Below are 14531 nucleotides of genomic sequence, written 5' to 3' on the forward strand. Positions count from 1 at the left end.
CCGACCCCTTACAGCTTCATCAGGCTGGCGTCGTCGACCGAGGCCGAGTGGCGGGACCGGAACAGCGACACGATGATCGCGAGTCCCACCACGACCTCCGCTGCGGCGACGACCATCGTGAAGAAGGCGATGATCTGGCCGTCGAGGTTGCCGTGCATCCGGGAGAAGGTGACGAACGCGAGGTTGCAGGCGTTGAGCATCAGCTCGATGCACATGAACACGACGATCGCGTTGCGCCTGATCAGCACGCCGGTCGCGCCGATCGTGAACAACAGGGCGGCGAGGTAGAGGTAGTTGACGGGGTTCACTTCGACGCCTCCTCGGTCCGCCGGGAGTTCCGCTCGAGGTGCGGCGGCTCGCTCTCGCCGCGCTCCAGGCGGTCCTCCGCGCGCTGTTCCAGCGCCTTGAGGTCGTTCAGCGCCTGGGCGGACACGTCACGGATCTGGCCGCGTTCGCGCAGGGTGCTGCTGACCGTGAGCTCCGACGGGGTGCCGTCGGGCAGCAGGCCCGCGATGTCCACGGCGTTGTGCCGCGCGTACACGCCGGGCGCGGGCAGCGGCGGTACGTGCTTGCCCTCGCGGACGCGCTGTTCGGCCAGCTCGCGCTGGGTCTTCGCGCGCTCGGTGCGCTCGCGGTGGGTGAGCACCATGGCGCCGACGGCGGCCGTGATCAGCAGGGCGCCGGTGATTTCGAAGGCGAAGACGTACTTGGTGAAGATGAGGGCGGCGAGGCCCTCCACATTGCCGTTCGCATTCGCCTGGGAGAGGCCGGTGAACTCCGTCAGGGCGGCGTTGCCGATGCCGGCGATCAGCAGGACGCCGAAGCCGAGGCCGCACACCAGGGCCAGCCAGCGCTGGCCCTTGATGGTCTCCTTCAGGGAGTCCGCCGCGGTGACGCCGACGAGCATCACCACGAACAGGAACAGCATCATGATCGCGCCGGTGTAGACGACGATCTGCACGATGCCCAGGAAGTAGGCGCCGTTGGCGAGATAGAAGATCGCCAGGATGATCATGGTGCCGGCGAGGCAGAGCGCGCTGTGGACGGCCCTCTTCATGAAGACGGTGCACAGGGCGCCGATCACGGCGACGGTGCCCAGCACCCAGAACTGGAAGGCCTCACCGGTGGACGTGGAGTAGGCGGCGAGCTGGTTCATGCCTCCACCTCCTCCGATGAGGGCTCCTCGCCCTTGGAGACGGCCACCTGGCGCTCCGTGCCGGGCGCGGCCTCGATCACCAGGCCCCGGTAGTAGTCCTGCTCGTCGGTCCCCGGGTAGATCGCGTGCGGGGTGTCGACCATGCCGTCCTCGAGGCCGGCCAGCAGCTGCTCCTTGGTGTAGATCAGGTTGGCGCGGCTGGAGTCGGCGAGCTCGAACTCGTTCGTCATCGTGAGCGCGCGTGTGGGGCACGCTTCGATGCACAGACCGCACAGGATGCAGCGGGCGTAGTTGATCTGGTACACGCGCCCGTACCGCTCGCCCGGCGAGTAGCGCTCCTCGTCGGTGTTGTCCGCGCCCTCGACGTAGATCGCGTCGGCGGGACAGGCCCAGGCGCACAGCTCGCAGCCGACGCACTTCTCCAGGCCGTCCGGATGGCGGTTGAGCTGGTGCCGTCCGTGGAACCGCGGGGCCGTGGTCTTCTTCTGCTCCGGGTACTGCTCGGTCAGCCGCTTCTTGAACATGGCCTTGAAGGTCACGCCGAAGCCGGCCACGGGGTTCTGGAAGCCGGGCTTCGTCTGCCCGGTCTCCTGTGGCTCCTCAGCCATCGGACGCCTCCTTTCCATCCAGCGATCCGTCACTGACAGTGTCCGACCCACCACTGACAATCAGCTCCCGCTCCCGGCGCGGACGGCGCCTGGGCACCGCGGGAAGCTCCTGTCCGGGCAGTGGCGGCACGGGGAACCCGCCCGCCATCGGGTCGAAGCCGGCGGGCTCGGCGGGGGCCTGGGCCGCCTTCGCTCCGCCGCGGAACATGTCCACGACGAAGGAGAGCAGCAGCAGGGCCAGGACACCGCCGCCGACGTAGAGGGCGATCTCGGCGAAGTCGTAGTTCTCGTTGCGCAGGGTCCGTACGGTCGCGACTAGCATCAGCCAGGTCACCGACACCGGGATGAGGACCTTCCAGCCGAGCTTCATCAGCTGGTCGTAGCGCACGCGCGGGAGCGTGCCGCGCAGCCAGATGAAGAAGAACAGCAGCAGCTGGACCTTGATGACGAACCAGAGCATCGGCCACCAGCCGTGGTTCGCGCCCTCCCAGAAGCCGCTGATCGGCCAGGGGGCCCGCCAACCGCCCAGGAAGAGCGTGGTGGACACGGCCGAGACGGTCACCATGTTGACGTACTCGGCGAGCATGAACATCGCGAACTTGATCGACGAGTACTCGGTGTTGAAGCCGCCGACCAGGTCGCCCTCGGACTCCGGCATGTCGAAGGGGGCGCGGTTCGTCTCGCCGACCATGGTGACGATGTACAGGATGAACGAGACCGGCAGCAGGATGATGTACCAGCGGTCCGTCTGCTGCTCGACGATCGTCGACGTCGACATCGACCCCGAGTAGAGGAACACCGAGGCGAACGCGGCGCCCATGGCGATCTCGTACGAGATCATCTGGGCGCACGAGCGCAGGCCGCCCAGCAGCGGATAGGTGGATCCGGAACTCCACCCCGCCAGGACGATGCCGTAGATGCCCACCGAGGCGACCGCGAGGATGTACAGCATCGCGATCGGCAGGTCGGTGAGCTGCATCGTGGTGCGCTGGCCGAAGATCGAGATCTCGTTGTCGGCGGGGCCGAAGGGGATCACCGCGATCGCCATGAAGGCCGGGATGGCCGCGACGATCGGCGCGAGGACGTAGACCACCTTGTCGGCGCGCTTGACGATGAGGTCTTCCTTCAGCATCAGCTTGATGCCGTCGGCCAGCGACTGGAGCATGCCCCAGGGGCCGTGCCGGTTGGGGCCGATGCGCAGCTGCATCCAGGCGACGACCTTGCGCTCCCAGACGATGGAGAACAGCACGGTCACCATCAGGAAGGCGAAGCAGAACACCGCCTTGATCACGACCAGCCACCAGGGGTCGCGGCCGAACATCGAGAGGTCTTCAGCGGCGAAGTACGGGCTCATGCCTCCACCTCCTTGGGGGCCTCGGCGGCGGGCGTCGCCGGGCCGATGCGGACGAGGGAGCCGGGCCTTGCCCCGGAGTCGGAGGCGACGCCGCCGCCGGTGGAGTTCAGCGGGAGCCACACCACCCGGTCGGGCATCTCGGTGACCTGGAGCGGCAGTTCGACGACTCCCTGCGGGCCGGTCACGGCGAGGACGTCGCCGTCCTTCACCCCGGCCTCGGCGGCCGTCGCGGCCGACACGCGTGCGCGTGCCGCGTGCCGCGTCCCGGCGAGCGCCTCGTCGCCGTCCTGCAGCCGCCCCTGGTCGAGCAGCAGCCGGTGTCCGGCCAGTACGGCCTCTCCGGCGGCGGGCCTCGGCAGCACGCCGGAGGTCTCCAGGGGTTCGGTGGCTCGCGGCCCGTCCCAGGCGCCGAGCCGGTCCAGCTCCCCGCGCGCGGTGCGCAGGTCCGGCAGGCCCAGGTGGACGTCCATGGCGTCGGCGAGCATCTGCAGCACGCGCGCGTCGGACGGCGCCGACCGGCGCGTCATCTGGTCGGGCTTGAGCGCGGCCTCGAAGAAGCGGACCCGGCCCTCCCAGTTGAGGAACGCGCCCGGCTTCTCGGCGACCGCGGCCACCGGCAGCACGACGTCCGCGAGCCGCGTGACCTCGCTGGGCCGCAGCTCCAGCGACACCACGAAGCCAGCCTCGGCGAGCGCCTCACGCGCGCGTGCCGGATCGGGGAGGTCGGCGACCTCCACACCGGCGACGAGCAGTGCCTGCAGTTCGCCGGACACGGCGGCCTCGACGATCTGGCCGGTGTCCCTGCCGTGGCGGTGCGGAAGATCGGCGAGCCCCCAGGCGGCAGCGACCTCCTCCCGCGCGCGCGGGTCGGTCGCCGGACGCCCGCCCGGCAGCAGCGAGGGCAGCGCACCCGCCTCGATCGCGCCCCGCTCCCCCGCCCGGCGCGGGATCCACACCAGGGAGGCTCCGGTCGCGTTGGCGGCCCGTACGGCGGCCGTCAGACCGCCCGCCACACTCGCCAGCCGCTCCCCCACGACGATCACCGCGCCGTCACCCCGGAGCGCCTCGGCGGCCTTGCCGCCCTCCGCCTCCAGGCCGACCCCGCCGGCCAGCGCGTCCAGCCACTCGGTCTCGGTGCCCGGAGCGGCCGGCAGCAGCGTGCCGCCCGCCTTCTCCAGGCCGCGCGTGGCGTGCGTGGCCAGCGAGAACACCTTCTGTCCGTGCTTGCGCCAGGCCTTGCGCAGCCTCAGGAAGACGCCGGGCGCCTCCTCCTCGGACTCGAACCCGACCAGCAGCACGGCGGGCGCCTTCTCCAGCGAGGCGTACGTGACGCCCGTACCGTCGAGGTCACGGCCGCGGCCGGCGACCCGGGCCGCGAGGAAGTCGGCCTCCTCGGTGCTGTGAACACGCGCGCGGAAGTCGATGTCGTTGGTGTCGAGCGCCACGCGCGCGAACTTGCTGTACGCGTACGCGTCCTCGACGGTGAGCCGCCCGCCGGTCAGGACGCCGGTCCGGCCGCGCGAGGCGAGCAGGCCCTGCGCGGCGATCTGCAGCGCCTCCGGCCAGGACGCCGGCTCGAGGTCACCCTCGGCGTTGCGCACCAGGGGCGTCTCCAGGCGGTCGCGCTGCTGGGCGTACCGGAAGCCGAAGCGCCCCTTGTCGCAGATCCACTCCTCGTTGACCTCGGGGTCCGGCGCCGCCAGGCGCCGCATGACCTTGCCGCGCCGGTGGTCGGTGCGGGTGGCGCAGCCGCCGGAGCAGTGCTCGCACACCGAGTGCGAGGAGACCAGGTCGAACGGGCGGGAGCGGAATCGGTACGCCGCCGAGGTCAGCGCGCCGACCGGGCAGATCTGGATGGTGTTGCCGGAGAAGTACGACTCGAACGGGTCGCCCTCGCCGGTGCCGACCTGCTGGAGCGCGCCCCGTTCGATCAGCTCGATCATCGGGTCGCCCGCGACCTGGTTGGAGAACCGGGTGCAGCGGGCGCACAGCACGCACCGCTCGCGGTCGAGCAGCACCTGCGTCGAGATCGGGACGGGCTTCTCGTAGGTCCGCTTGCGGCCCTCGAACCGGGACTCGGCCTGGCCGTGGGACATGGCCTGGTTCTGCAGGGGGCACTCGCCGCCCTTGTCGCAGACCGGGCAGTCCAGCGGATGGTTGATGAGGAGCAGCTCCATCACGCCGTGCTGCGCCTTCTCGGCCACGGGCGAGGTGAGCTGGGTCTTCACCACCATCCCGTCCGTGCAGGTGATGGTGCAGGAAGCCATCGGCTTGCGCTGGCCCTCGACCTCGACGATGCACTGGCGGCAGGCGCCGGCCGGGTCGAGGAGGGGGTGGTCGCAGAAGCGGGGGATCTCGATGCCGAGCTGCTCGGCGGCCCGGATGACCAGGGTGCCCTTGGGCACGCTGATCTCCGCTCCGTCGATCGTCAGCGTGACGAGATCCTCCGGCGGGACCGCCGTCTCTCCCCCTCCCGTGGGAGCGCTGGTGGTCACGGTCATGCGTTCACCTCCGGGCGGTCGGCCCAGGCCGTCGACTTCGCCGGGTCGAAGGGGCAGCCCCGGCCGGTGATGTGCTGCTCGTACTCCTCACGGAAGTACTTGAGCGAGGAGAAGATCGGCGAGGCGGCGCCGTCGCCGAGGGCGCAGAACGACTTGCCGTTGATGTTGTCGGCGATGTCGTTCAGCTTGTCGAGGTCGGACATCACGCCCTTGCCGGCCTCGATGTCGCGGAGCAACTGCACGAGCCAGTACGTGCCTTCGCGGCAGGGGGTGCACTTGCCGCAGGACTCGTGGGCGTAGAACTCGGTCCAGCGGGTGACGGCGCGCACCACGCACGTCGTCTCGTCGAAGCACTGGAGTGCTTTCGTGCCGAGCATGGAACCCGCGGCACCCACTCCTTCGTAGTCAAGAGGGACGTCGAGGTGCTCGTCGGTGAACATCGGGGTCGAGGAGCCGCCCGGCGTCCAGAACTTCAGGCGGTGGCCCGGTCGCATGCCGCCGCTCATCTCGAGGAGCTGACGGAGGGTGATGCCGAGCGGGGCCTCGTACTGGCCGGGGCTGGCGACATGGCCGCTGAGCGAGTAGAGCGTGAAGCCCGGGGACTTCTCGCTGCCCATCGCCCTGAACCATTCTTTCCCGTTTTTCAGGATCGCGGGAACTGACGCGATCGACTCGACGTTATTCACCACAGTCGGGCAGGCATAGAGGCCCGCGACAGCAGGGAAAGGGGGACGGAGCCGCGGTTGACCACGGCGGCCTTCGAGCGAGTCGAGCAGTGCGGTCTCCTCACCGCAGATGTACGCGCCGGCGCCGGCGTGCACGGTGAGTTCGAGGTCGAGTCCGCTGCCCAGGATGTTCTCGCCGAGGTAGCCCGCCGCGTAGGCCTCGCGCACGGCCTCGTGCAACCGCCGCAGAACGGGGACCACTTCACCACGCAGATAGATGAAGGCATGCGACGACCTAATGGCATAACACGCGATCACCATGCCCTCGATGAGGCTATGCGGGTTCGCGAAGAGGAGCGGGATGTCCTTACAGGTGCCCGGCTCCGATTCGTCGGCGTTGACAACTAGATAGTGCGGCTTTCCATCACCCTGGGGAATGAACTGCCATTTCATCCCCGTCGGGAATCCCGCGCCGCCGCGCCCACGCAGACCGGAGTCCTTGACGTACGCGATCACTTCGTCCGGGGACATGGCGAGCGCCTTGCGGAGTCCCTCGTACCCCTCGTGCCTTCGGTAGACGTCCAGTGACCAGGACCTCTCCTCGTCCCAGAAGGCCGACAGCACGGGTGCGAGCAGCTTCTCGGGGCTGCTGCCTTTCAGCTCGGGTGCCAAGGTCATCACTCCCCCTCCTCGGCGGCAGGCCCTGCCGGGTGGGCGGGGTCGGAGGCCGATGTCTCCTGCGGCGCGTCATGGGAACTCAGGTGCTCGGTCGGCGACGGCTCGTGCACCGCCCTGTCCTGCGGCTCCTGTACGGCCCTGTCCTGGGGCTCGTCGTGCGGGCCGCCGTCCCGCGGATGGACCACGCGCGCGGGTGCGGCCTCTCCCCTTGCCAGGCGAAGGCCCACCAGCGACGCCGGTCCCGCACTGCCGCTCGCCTCGACGGCCCCTGGCCGCTCGTCGGGGAAGCCGGCCAGAATCCGCGCGGTGTCCTTGAAGGTGCACAGCGGCGCCCCGCGCGTGGGCGACACGGTGCTTCCGCCCCGCAGGTCGTCCACCAGGCGCTTCGCGCTCTGCACGGTCTGGTTGTCGAAGAACTCCCAGTTGACCATCACGACCGGCGCGAAGTCGCAGGCCGCGTTGCACTCGATGTGCTCCAGGGTGATCTTTCCGTCGCCGGTGGTCTCGCCGTTGCCGACGCCGAGGTACTCCTGGAGCGCCTCGAAGATCGCGTCGCCGCCCATCACCGCGCACAGGGTGTTGGTGCAGACGCCCACCTGGTAGTCACCGCTCTCGCGGCGGCGGTACATGGTGTAGAAGGTGGCGACCGCGGTGACCTCGGCCGTGGTCAGGCCGAGGACGTCCGCGCAGAACTGCATCCCGGTGCGCGTGACGTGTCCCTCCTCCGACTGCACGAGATGCAGCAACGGCAGGAGCGCGGACCGGGAGTCGGGGTAGCGGGCGACGATCTCGCGCGCGTCCGCCTCCAGCCGGGCCCGGACGTCGTCCGGGTAGGCGGGCGCGGGCAGTTCGGGCATGCCCAGGCTGACGCCCCGCTCGGAAGAAGAGGTGGTCACCGGTCGACGCCTCCCATCACGGGGTCGATGGACGCGACGGCGACGATGACGTCGGCGACCTGGCCGCCTTCGCACATCGCCGCCATGGCCTGCAGGTTGGTGAAGGACGGGTCGCGGAAGTGGACCCGGTAGGGGCGGGTGCCTCCGTCGGAGACGACGTGCACCCCGAGTTCGCCCTTGGGTGACTCGACCGCCGCGTACGCCTGTCCCGGCGGGACGCGGAAGCCCTCGGTGACCAGCTTGAAGTGGTGGATCAGGGCCTCCATGGAGGTGCCCATGATCTTCTTGATGTGGTCGAGGGAGTTGCCGAGGCCGTCCGGTCCCAGGGCGAGCTGGGCGGGCCAGGCGATCTTCTTGTCGCCGACCATGACCGGGCCGGGCTGCAGCCGGTCCAGGCACTGCTCGACGATCCTCAGCGACTGCCGCATCTCCTCCAGGCGGATGAGGAAGCGGCCGTAGGAGTCGCAGGAGTCGGCGGTCGGGACGTCGAAGTCGTACGTCTCGTAGTCGCAGTACGGCTGGGTCTTGCGCAGGTCGTGCGGCAGGCCGGTGGAGCGCAGGATCGGGCCGGTGGCGCCGAGGGCCATGCAGCCGGCCAGGTCGAGGTAGCCGACGTCCTGCATACGGGCCTTGAAGATGGGGTTCCCGGTGGCGAGCTTGTCGTACTCGGGGAGGCTCTTCTTCATCTTCTTCACGAACTCGCGGATCTGGTCCACCGCGCCGGGCGGCAGGTCCTGGGCGAGTCCGCCGGGGCGGATGTACGCGTGGTTCATCCGCAGGCCCGTGATGAGCTCGTAGATGTCGAGGATCATCTCCCGGTCGCGGAACCCGTAGATCATGATCGTGGTGGCGCCGAGCTCCATGCCGCCGGTGGCGATGCACACCAGGTGGGAGGACATACGGTTCAGCTCCATCAGGAGCACCCGGATGATCTTGGCGCGTTCGGTGATCTGGTCCTCGATGCCGAGGAGTTTCTCGACGCCGAGACAGTAGGCGGTCTCGTTGAAGAAGGACGTCAGGTAGTCCATGCGCGTCACGAACGTGGTGCCCTGCGTCCACGTGCGGTACTCGAGGTTCTTCTCGATGCCGGTGTGGAGGTAGCCGATGCCGCAGCGGGCCTCGGTGACCGTCTCGCCGTCGATCTCCAGGATCAGCCGGAGCACTCCGTGGGTGGAGGGGTGCTGGGGGCCCATGTTGACGACGATGCGCTCGTCGTCGGCGCGGGTCGCGGACTGGACGACCTCGTCCCAGTCGCCACCGGTGACCGTATATACGGTGCCTTCGGTGGTCTCGCGGGGAGAAGCGTGTGACGTGCTCACGAGTACGACCTCCGCTGGTCCGGAGCCGGGATCTGGGCGCCCTTGTACTCGACGGGGATGCCGCCGAGGGGGTAGTCCTTGCGCTGCGGATGGCCCTGCCAGTCGTCCGGCATCATGATCCGCGTCAGGGCCGGGTGACCGTCGAAGACGATCCCGAAGAAGTCGTAGGTCTCGCGCTCGTGCCAGTCGTTGGTCGGATAGACCGGGACCAGGGACGGGATGCGCGGCTCTGCGTCGGGAGCGCTGACCTCCAGGCGGATCAGCCGGTTGTGGGTGATCGAGCGCAGGTGGTAGACGGCGTGCAGCTCGCGGCCCTTGTCGTTCGGGTAGTGGACGCCGCTCACGCCGGTGCACAGCTCGAAGCGCAGCGCCGGGTCGTCGCGCAGGGTGCGGGCGACGCGCAGCAGGTGTTCGCGCTCGATGTGGAAGGTGAGCTCGCCGCGGTCGACGACCGTCTTCTCGATCGCGTTCTCGGGGACCAGCCCCTGCTCCTCCAGCGCGCCCTCGAGTTCGTCGGCGACCTCGTCGAACCAGCCGCCGTAGGGCCGGGCGGCGGCGCCCGGGAGGCGGATGGAGCGGACCAGGCCGCCGTAGCCGGAGGTGTCGCCGCCGTTGTTGGCGCCGAACATGCCGCGCTGGACGCGGACCTCCTCGCCGCCCTGGCCCCGCTGGCCGGGGAGGTTGGAGGCGGAGAGATCCTTCTCCGGGTTCACGCCGTCCGCAGGCGTGCCGTTCGCGTCGCTCACCGCAGCAGCCCCTTCATCTCGATCGTGGGCAGGGCCTTGAGCGCCGCCTCCTCCGCCTCGCGGGCCGCTTCCTCGGCGTTCACGCCCAGCTTGGAGTTCTGGATCTTGTGATGGAGCTTGAGGATCGCGTCCATCAGCATCTCGGGGCGCGGCGGGCAGCCGGGGAGGTAGATGTCGACGGGGACGATGTGGTCGACGCCCTGGACGATCGCGTAGTTGTTGAACATGCCGCCCGAGGACGCGCACACGCCCATGGAGATGACCCACTTCGGGTTCGGCATCTGGTCGTAGACCTGCCGCAGCACCGGCGCCATCTTCTGGCTCACCCGGCCGGCGACGATCATGAGGTCCGCCTGGCGGGGTGAGCCGCGGAAGACCTCCATGCCGAAGCGGGCCAGGTCGTAGCGGCCCGCGCCGGTGGTCATCATCTCGATGGCACAGCAGGCGAGGCCGAAGGTGGCGGGGAAGACGGATGCCTTGCGCACCCAGCCCGCGGCCTGTTCGACGGTGGTCAGCAGAAATCCGCTCGGCAGCTTTTCTTCGAGTCCCATGACTAAAGGCCCCTCAGTCCCATTCCAGGCCGCCGCGCCGCCAGACGTACGCGTAGGCGACGAAGACGGTGAGCACGAAGAGCAGCATCTCCACGAGCCCGAAGACACCCAGGGCGTCGAAGGTGACGGCCCAGGGGTAGAGGAAGACGATCTCGATGTCGAAGACGATGAAGAGCATCGCCGTCAGGTAGTACTTGATGGGGAAGCGCCCGCCGCCGGCCGGCGTGGGGGTCGGCTCGATACCGCACTCGTAGGCCTCGAGCTTGGCGCGGTTGTACCGCTTAGGCCCGATCAGCGTGGCCATGACCACGGAGAAGATCGCAAAGCCTGCCCCGAGGGCTCCCAGTACGAGGATGGGCGCATAAGCGTTCACCGCTCCTCGCTCCTCTCAGTCGGCACTGACTGCTGGCGATGGCACTGGGCTCACATCCGCCCCACGTGTCTCACGAACCCCGCTCGTTCCAACGAAGATCGCGAACATGTGAAGCAGGTCACAAGCCCAACTGCCTCGCATCCTATGCCCGCCGCTCTGTGATCTGCGACACGGGGTATTACACAAGCTTTGTGATCTCCACCACCTGACGAAGGATCATGAAGTCATATCAGCGATGATCTTCGTACTGGAAGCGTCAGAGTGATCACAAGAAGTGACATGCGCGCTCGTCACCGCAGGCCGCAGGGGGCGTCTCTATATCAAGAGGCTTCCCTTGCATGCAAATTGGCGGTGGACATCACGGCTTGATAGGGGGGCGCGTTCACACCCCGGAGGGAGGGTCGGGCGAGGTGTGGACGCGTGCACGCGTTCACGAGCGGGACGAAAGTGATCTACGCGCGTGACGCGGTCGTATCGGTGACCGTTCCGTGACCTCCGCCACATCGATGAGAGACCTCTGAGAACCGGGCTTGGCCAACGATCGCAACCGATGGTAGGTCGAGGGCAATTCGGACGTAACAGCGAAAGGCCATGATCACAGGCCTGAATGCCCTTGTCCGCAATGTCCGTTACGGCGTCAATAAAGAGTGGCGTGAAGGGAATTTGGGGCTCGCGTTGAACAAATGTGGCGCAGGACACGTTTCTTGAAGGTATGGAGGAGCCCCTGATACCGGTTGGACTCATGTCCCACACCGCTCACATACGCAGCCACCGGAAACCCCGCCGCAGCGCGTCGAACGTCGCGATGCGGGCCGGAGTCGCCAGTGGTGTCCTCGGCACGCTGGCGGTCGCCACGGCGGCCGGATCGGCCAGCGCCGCCGAGCCGGTGACCCAGACGCTCGAACTGCCCATGTTCACGGGCGACCTGGCCGCCCAGGTGGCGCAGTCCGCCCAGGCGACGCAGCAGGCCGCCGCGAACTACCAGCTCGAGGCCGAGCGTGACGCGGCCGCCGCAGCCGCGGCCAAGGAGGCCAAGAAGGACCTCGCGGCCGCCAAGAAGGCCGAGGCCACGAAGAAGGCCCAGGAGGCCCGCAAGGCCGCCGCTGAGGCCGCCTCGCGCAATGCGGAGCGGACCACGCTCGCCACCACGTCGAGCAGCAGCTCGACCAGCACGTCGACCGCGACCGGTTCGGCCGCGGCGGTCATCGCCTTCGTGAAGGCGCAGATCGGCGACGCCTACGTCTCCGGCGGCACCGGCCCGAACTCCTGGGACTGCTCCGGCCTCGTGCAGGCCGCGTTCAAGCAGGTCGGCGTCGACCTGCCGCGGGTCTCCCAGGACCAGTCGACCCGGGGCACCCAGGTCTCGCTGGACAACCTCCAGCCGGGCGACATCCTGTACTGGGGCAGCGCGGGCAGCGCGTACCACGTGGCGGTGTACGTGGGCGACGGCATGTTCGTCGGCGCGCAGAACCCGTCCACCGGTGTGGTCGAGAGGCCGCTGTCCTACGACCCGCCGACCGGCGCGGTGCGGGTGCTCTGACAGCACCCCGCACCTCTCGCGTGTAAGGGCCGCAGCCGCTCGGGGGCAGCGGCCCTTCGCGTCGTCCCCGTGAAGGACCGTCCGCGAAGGGCCGTCCGTGAAGGGCCGTCAGGCCTTCGGGGCCACCTTGCTCAGGCCGTTGATGATGCGGTCCATCGCGTCGCCGCCCGTGGGGTCGGTCAGGTTGGCGAGCATCTTCAGCGTGAACTTCATCAGCATCGGGTGGGTCAGCCCGCGCTGGGTGGCGATCTTCATGACCCTCGGGTTGCCGATGAGCTTCACGAAGGCGCGGCCGAGCGTGTAGTAGCCGCCGTAGGTGTCGGCGAGGATCTGCGGGTAGCGCCGCAGGGCGAGTTCGCGCTGGGCGGGGGTGGCGCGGGCGTGGGCCTGGACGATGACGTCGGCGGCGATCTGCCCGGACTCCATGGCGTAGGCGATCCCCTCCCCGTTGAAGGGGTTGACCAGGCCGCCGGCGTCGCCGACGAGCAGCAGGCCCTTGGTGTAGTGGGGCTTGCGGTTGAAGGCCATGGGGAGGGCGGCGCCGCGGATCGGGCCGGTCATGTTTTCGGGGGTGTAGCCCCAGTCCTCGGGCATCGACGCGCACCAGGCCTTGAGGACCTCGCGCCAGTCGAGCTCCTTGAAGGAGTCGGAGGTGTTGAGGACGCCCAGCCCCACGTTGCTCGTGCCGTCGCCCATGCCGAAGATCCAGCCGTAGCCGGGCAGGAGGCGGTCCTCGCCGGGGCCGCGGCGGTCCCACAGCTCCAGCCAGGACTCCAGGTAGTCGTCGTCATGGCGCGGGGAGGTGAAGTAGGTGCGGACCGCGACGCCCATCGGGCGGTCCTCGCGGCGGTGCAGTCCCATCGCCAGCGACAGCCGGGTGGAGTTGCCGTCGGCGGCGACCACCAGCGGGGCGTGGAAGGTGACTTCGCGCTTCTCCTCGCCCAGCTTGGCGTGCACGCCGGTGATCCGGCCGGTGCGGTCGTCGACGATCGGGGCGCCGACGTTGCAGCGCTCGTACAGCCGGGCGCCGGCCTTCTGGGCCTGGCGGGCGAGCTGCTCGTCGAAGTCGTCGCGCTTGCGGACGAGTCCGTAGTCGGGGAAGGAGGCGAGATCCGGCCAGTCCAGCTGGAGCCGGACCCCGCCGCCGATGATCCGCAGGCCCTTGTTGCGCAGCCAGCCGGCTTCCTCGGAGATGTCGATGCCCATCGACACGAGCTGCTTGGTGGCGCGCGGGGTGAGACCGTCGCCGCAGACCTTCTCGCGCGGGAACTCGGTCTTCTCCAGCAGGAGTACGTCGAGTCCGGCCTTGGCGAGGTAGTACGCGGTCGTGGAGCCGGCCGGCCCCGCGCCGACGACGATGACGTCGGCGGTGTTGGCGGAGAGCGACTCGGAGGCGGACGCGGAGTGGGGCTCGGTCTCGGCGGTCACGGCGGGATCTCCCCAAGTTCGTAATCTGCGTGCCGACGGGCACTGGACATGGGCAGTCTATTCAGCAGAATTGATCACCCGGCTGAAGGGCTGCCCCGTGAACCGTGCTCTCCCCGTCGTACGGCTGCGTGTCCCCACGGACGAGGACGCGGTCGCGTGGCACCGGCTCTTCGACCACCCGGACGTCATGGAGTTCCAGGGCCACAGGTCCGCGGAACTCTCCTCCTACGAGGAGCTCACCGCCCGCCAGCGCCGGCACGACGCCGAGTACGGCTTCTGCCTGTGGACCATGCTGGACCGCGAGGACCGGGCCATCGGCTTCACGGGCGCGCAGCCGTGGCCGGCGGACTGGGGGCCCAAGGGCGAGATCGAGATCGGGTGGCGGCTCGGGCGGGAGCACTGGGGGCAGGGGTACGTCACGGCGGCCGCGCAGATGACGCTGGAGCGGGTGCGGGCGGTGGGCGTGCCGACGGTGGTGGCCATGGTCGACGCGGGCAACGCGCGCTCCATCGCCGTCACGCAGCGTCTGGGGATGCGGCTCGCGGAGGTCTTCACGGCGCCGGAGTCGAAGCGGCAGGGGCACTGCTACCGCCTGGACCTCCAGCCCCGGTGACGCCGTGCCGCCCCGGCGACGGTGACGCTGGGTGGCGATAAGTCACGGATGGACACTCAGCGCTTCCGGACGGCACACCTGTGCGGTTACCCTTCCAGTACCG

Annotated in this window: 14 protein-coding genes; 2 read left to right on the forward strand and 12 right to left on the reverse strand. The window is 69.1% G+C overall.

What is annotated here, in order from left to right; all coding sequences use genetic code 11:
* Positions 1–8: 8 nt before the first annotated feature.
* The 11 genes from nuoK to ABZ464_RS06680 are packed head-to-tail and all read right to left on the reverse strand — an operon-like array spanning position 9 to position 10847.
* Complete coding sequence (gene nuoK, locus ABZ464_RS06630; protein WP_020130147.1) at positions 9–308, reverse strand: NADH-quinone oxidoreductase subunit NuoK; 300 nt, start codon at positions 306–308, stop codon at positions 9–11.
* Entirely contained in the window at positions 305–1156 is an 852-nt protein-coding gene (locus tag ABZ464_RS06635; protein WP_359271827.1) for an NADH-quinone oxidoreductase subunit J, read from the reverse strand. Before ABZ464_RS06635 ends, nuoK begins: the two co-directional genes overlap by 4 nt.
* Entirely contained in the window at positions 1153–1764 is a 612-nt protein-coding gene (gene nuoI / locus ABZ464_RS06640; RefSeq protein ID WP_359271829.1) for an NADH-quinone oxidoreductase subunit NuoI, read from the reverse strand. Before nuoI ends, ABZ464_RS06635 begins: the two co-directional genes overlap by 4 nt.
* Complete coding sequence (nuoH, locus tag ABZ464_RS06645; RefSeq protein WP_359271831.1) at positions 1757–3118, reverse strand: NADH-quinone oxidoreductase subunit NuoH; 1362 nt, start codon at positions 3116–3118, stop codon at positions 1757–1759. Before nuoH ends, nuoI begins: the two co-directional genes overlap by 8 nt.
* Entirely contained in the window at positions 3115–5619 is a 2505-nt protein-coding gene (locus ABZ464_RS06650; RefSeq protein WP_359271833.1) for an NADH-quinone oxidoreductase subunit G, read from the reverse strand. The genes nuoH and ABZ464_RS06650 overlap by 4 nt, the downstream gene beginning before the upstream one ends.
* Entirely contained in the window at positions 5616–6965 is a 1350-nt protein-coding gene (gene nuoF, locus ABZ464_RS06655; RefSeq protein ID WP_359271835.1) for an NADH-quinone oxidoreductase subunit NuoF, read from the reverse strand. The genes ABZ464_RS06650 and nuoF overlap by 4 nt, the downstream gene beginning before the upstream one ends.
* Positions 6962–7858 carry an NADH-quinone oxidoreductase subunit NuoE gene (nuoE, locus tag ABZ464_RS06660; RefSeq protein WP_359271837.1) on the reverse strand — a complete coding sequence of 299 codons (897 nt, stop codon included), beginning with the start codon at positions 7856–7858 and terminating at the stop codon, positions 6962–6964. The genes nuoF and nuoE overlap by 4 nt, the downstream gene beginning before the upstream one ends.
* The gene (locus tag ABZ464_RS06665) at positions 7855–9177 is read right to left on the reverse strand and encodes an NADH-quinone oxidoreductase subunit D (protein ID WP_359271839.1); all 1323 of its coding nucleotides are present in this window, start codon (positions 9175–9177) and stop codon (positions 7855–7857) included. Before ABZ464_RS06665 ends, nuoE begins: the two co-directional genes overlap by 4 nt.
* Complete coding sequence (locus tag ABZ464_RS06670; protein ID WP_359271841.1) at positions 9174–9923, reverse strand: NADH-quinone oxidoreductase subunit C; 750 nt, start codon at positions 9921–9923, stop codon at positions 9174–9176. Before ABZ464_RS06670 ends, ABZ464_RS06665 begins: the two co-directional genes overlap by 4 nt.
* Positions 9920–10474 (reverse strand): NADH-quinone oxidoreductase subunit B, encoded by a 555-nt coding sequence (locus ABZ464_RS06675; RefSeq protein ID WP_055635348.1) that lies wholly within the window; start codon positions 10472–10474, stop codon positions 9920–9922. Before ABZ464_RS06675 ends, ABZ464_RS06670 begins: the two co-directional genes overlap by 4 nt.
* A 13-nt stretch (positions 10475–10487) precedes the next feature.
* Positions 10488–10847: an NADH-quinone oxidoreductase subunit A gene (locus tag ABZ464_RS06680; RefSeq protein ID WP_007383963.1), complete on the reverse strand. Its 360-nt coding sequence runs from the start codon at positions 10845–10847 to the stop codon at positions 10488–10490.
* Between the two features lie 742 nt (positions 10848–11589).
* On the opposite strand from ABZ464_RS06680, the gene ABZ464_RS06685 reads away from it, so the two are divergent.
* On the forward strand, positions 11590–12387 hold the full coding sequence (locus tag ABZ464_RS06685) for a C40 family peptidase (protein WP_359271843.1): 798 nt from the start codon (positions 11590–11592) through the stop codon (positions 12385–12387).
* A gap of 108 nt (positions 12388–12495) precedes the next feature.
* Here the strand turns inward: ABZ464_RS06685 and ABZ464_RS06690 are convergent, their stop codons facing one another.
* Positions 12496–13815 (reverse strand): geranylgeranyl reductase family protein, encoded by a 1320-nt coding sequence (locus ABZ464_RS06690; protein WP_359271846.1) that lies wholly within the window; start codon positions 13813–13815, stop codon positions 12496–12498.
* A gap of 97 nt (positions 13816–13912) precedes the next feature.
* On the opposite strand from ABZ464_RS06690, the gene ABZ464_RS06695 reads away from it, so the two are divergent.
* Positions 13913–14428 (forward strand): GNAT family N-acetyltransferase, encoded by a 516-nt coding sequence (locus ABZ464_RS06695; RefSeq protein ID WP_359271848.1) that lies wholly within the window; start codon positions 13913–13915, stop codon positions 14426–14428.
* Positions 14429–14531 lie beyond the last annotated feature (103 nt).

This window comes from Streptomyces sp. NPDC005820 (genome assembly GCF_040630255.1).
In the GTDB taxonomy this organism is placed as follows: Bacteria; Actinomycetota; Actinomycetes; order Streptomycetales; family Streptomycetaceae; genus Streptomyces.

Coding starts and splice junctions, on each gene's coding strand:
- nuoI (WP_359271829.1), bottom strand. CDS start 1,764: ATGGCTGAGGAGCCACAGGAGACCGGGCAGACGAAGCCCGGCTTCCAG.
- nuoH (WP_359271831.1), bottom strand. CDS start 3,118: ATGAGCCCGTACTTCGCCGCTGAAGACCTCTCGATGTTCGGCCGCGAC.
- ABZ464_RS06675 (WP_055635348.1), bottom strand. CDS start 10,474: ATGGGACTCGAAGAAAAGCTGCCGAGCGGATTTCTGCTGACCACCGTC.
- ABZ464_RS06685 (WP_359271843.1), top strand. CDS start 11,590: ATGTCCCACACCGCTCACATACGCAGCCACCGGAAACCCCGCCGCAGC.
- ABZ464_RS06635 (WP_359271827.1), bottom strand. CDS start 1,156: ATGAACCAGCTCGCCGCCTACTCCACGTCCACCGGTGAGGCCTTCCAG.
- ABZ464_RS06650 (WP_359271833.1), bottom strand. CDS start 5,619: ATGACCGTGACCACCAGCGCTCCCACGGGAGGGGGAGAGACGGCGGTC.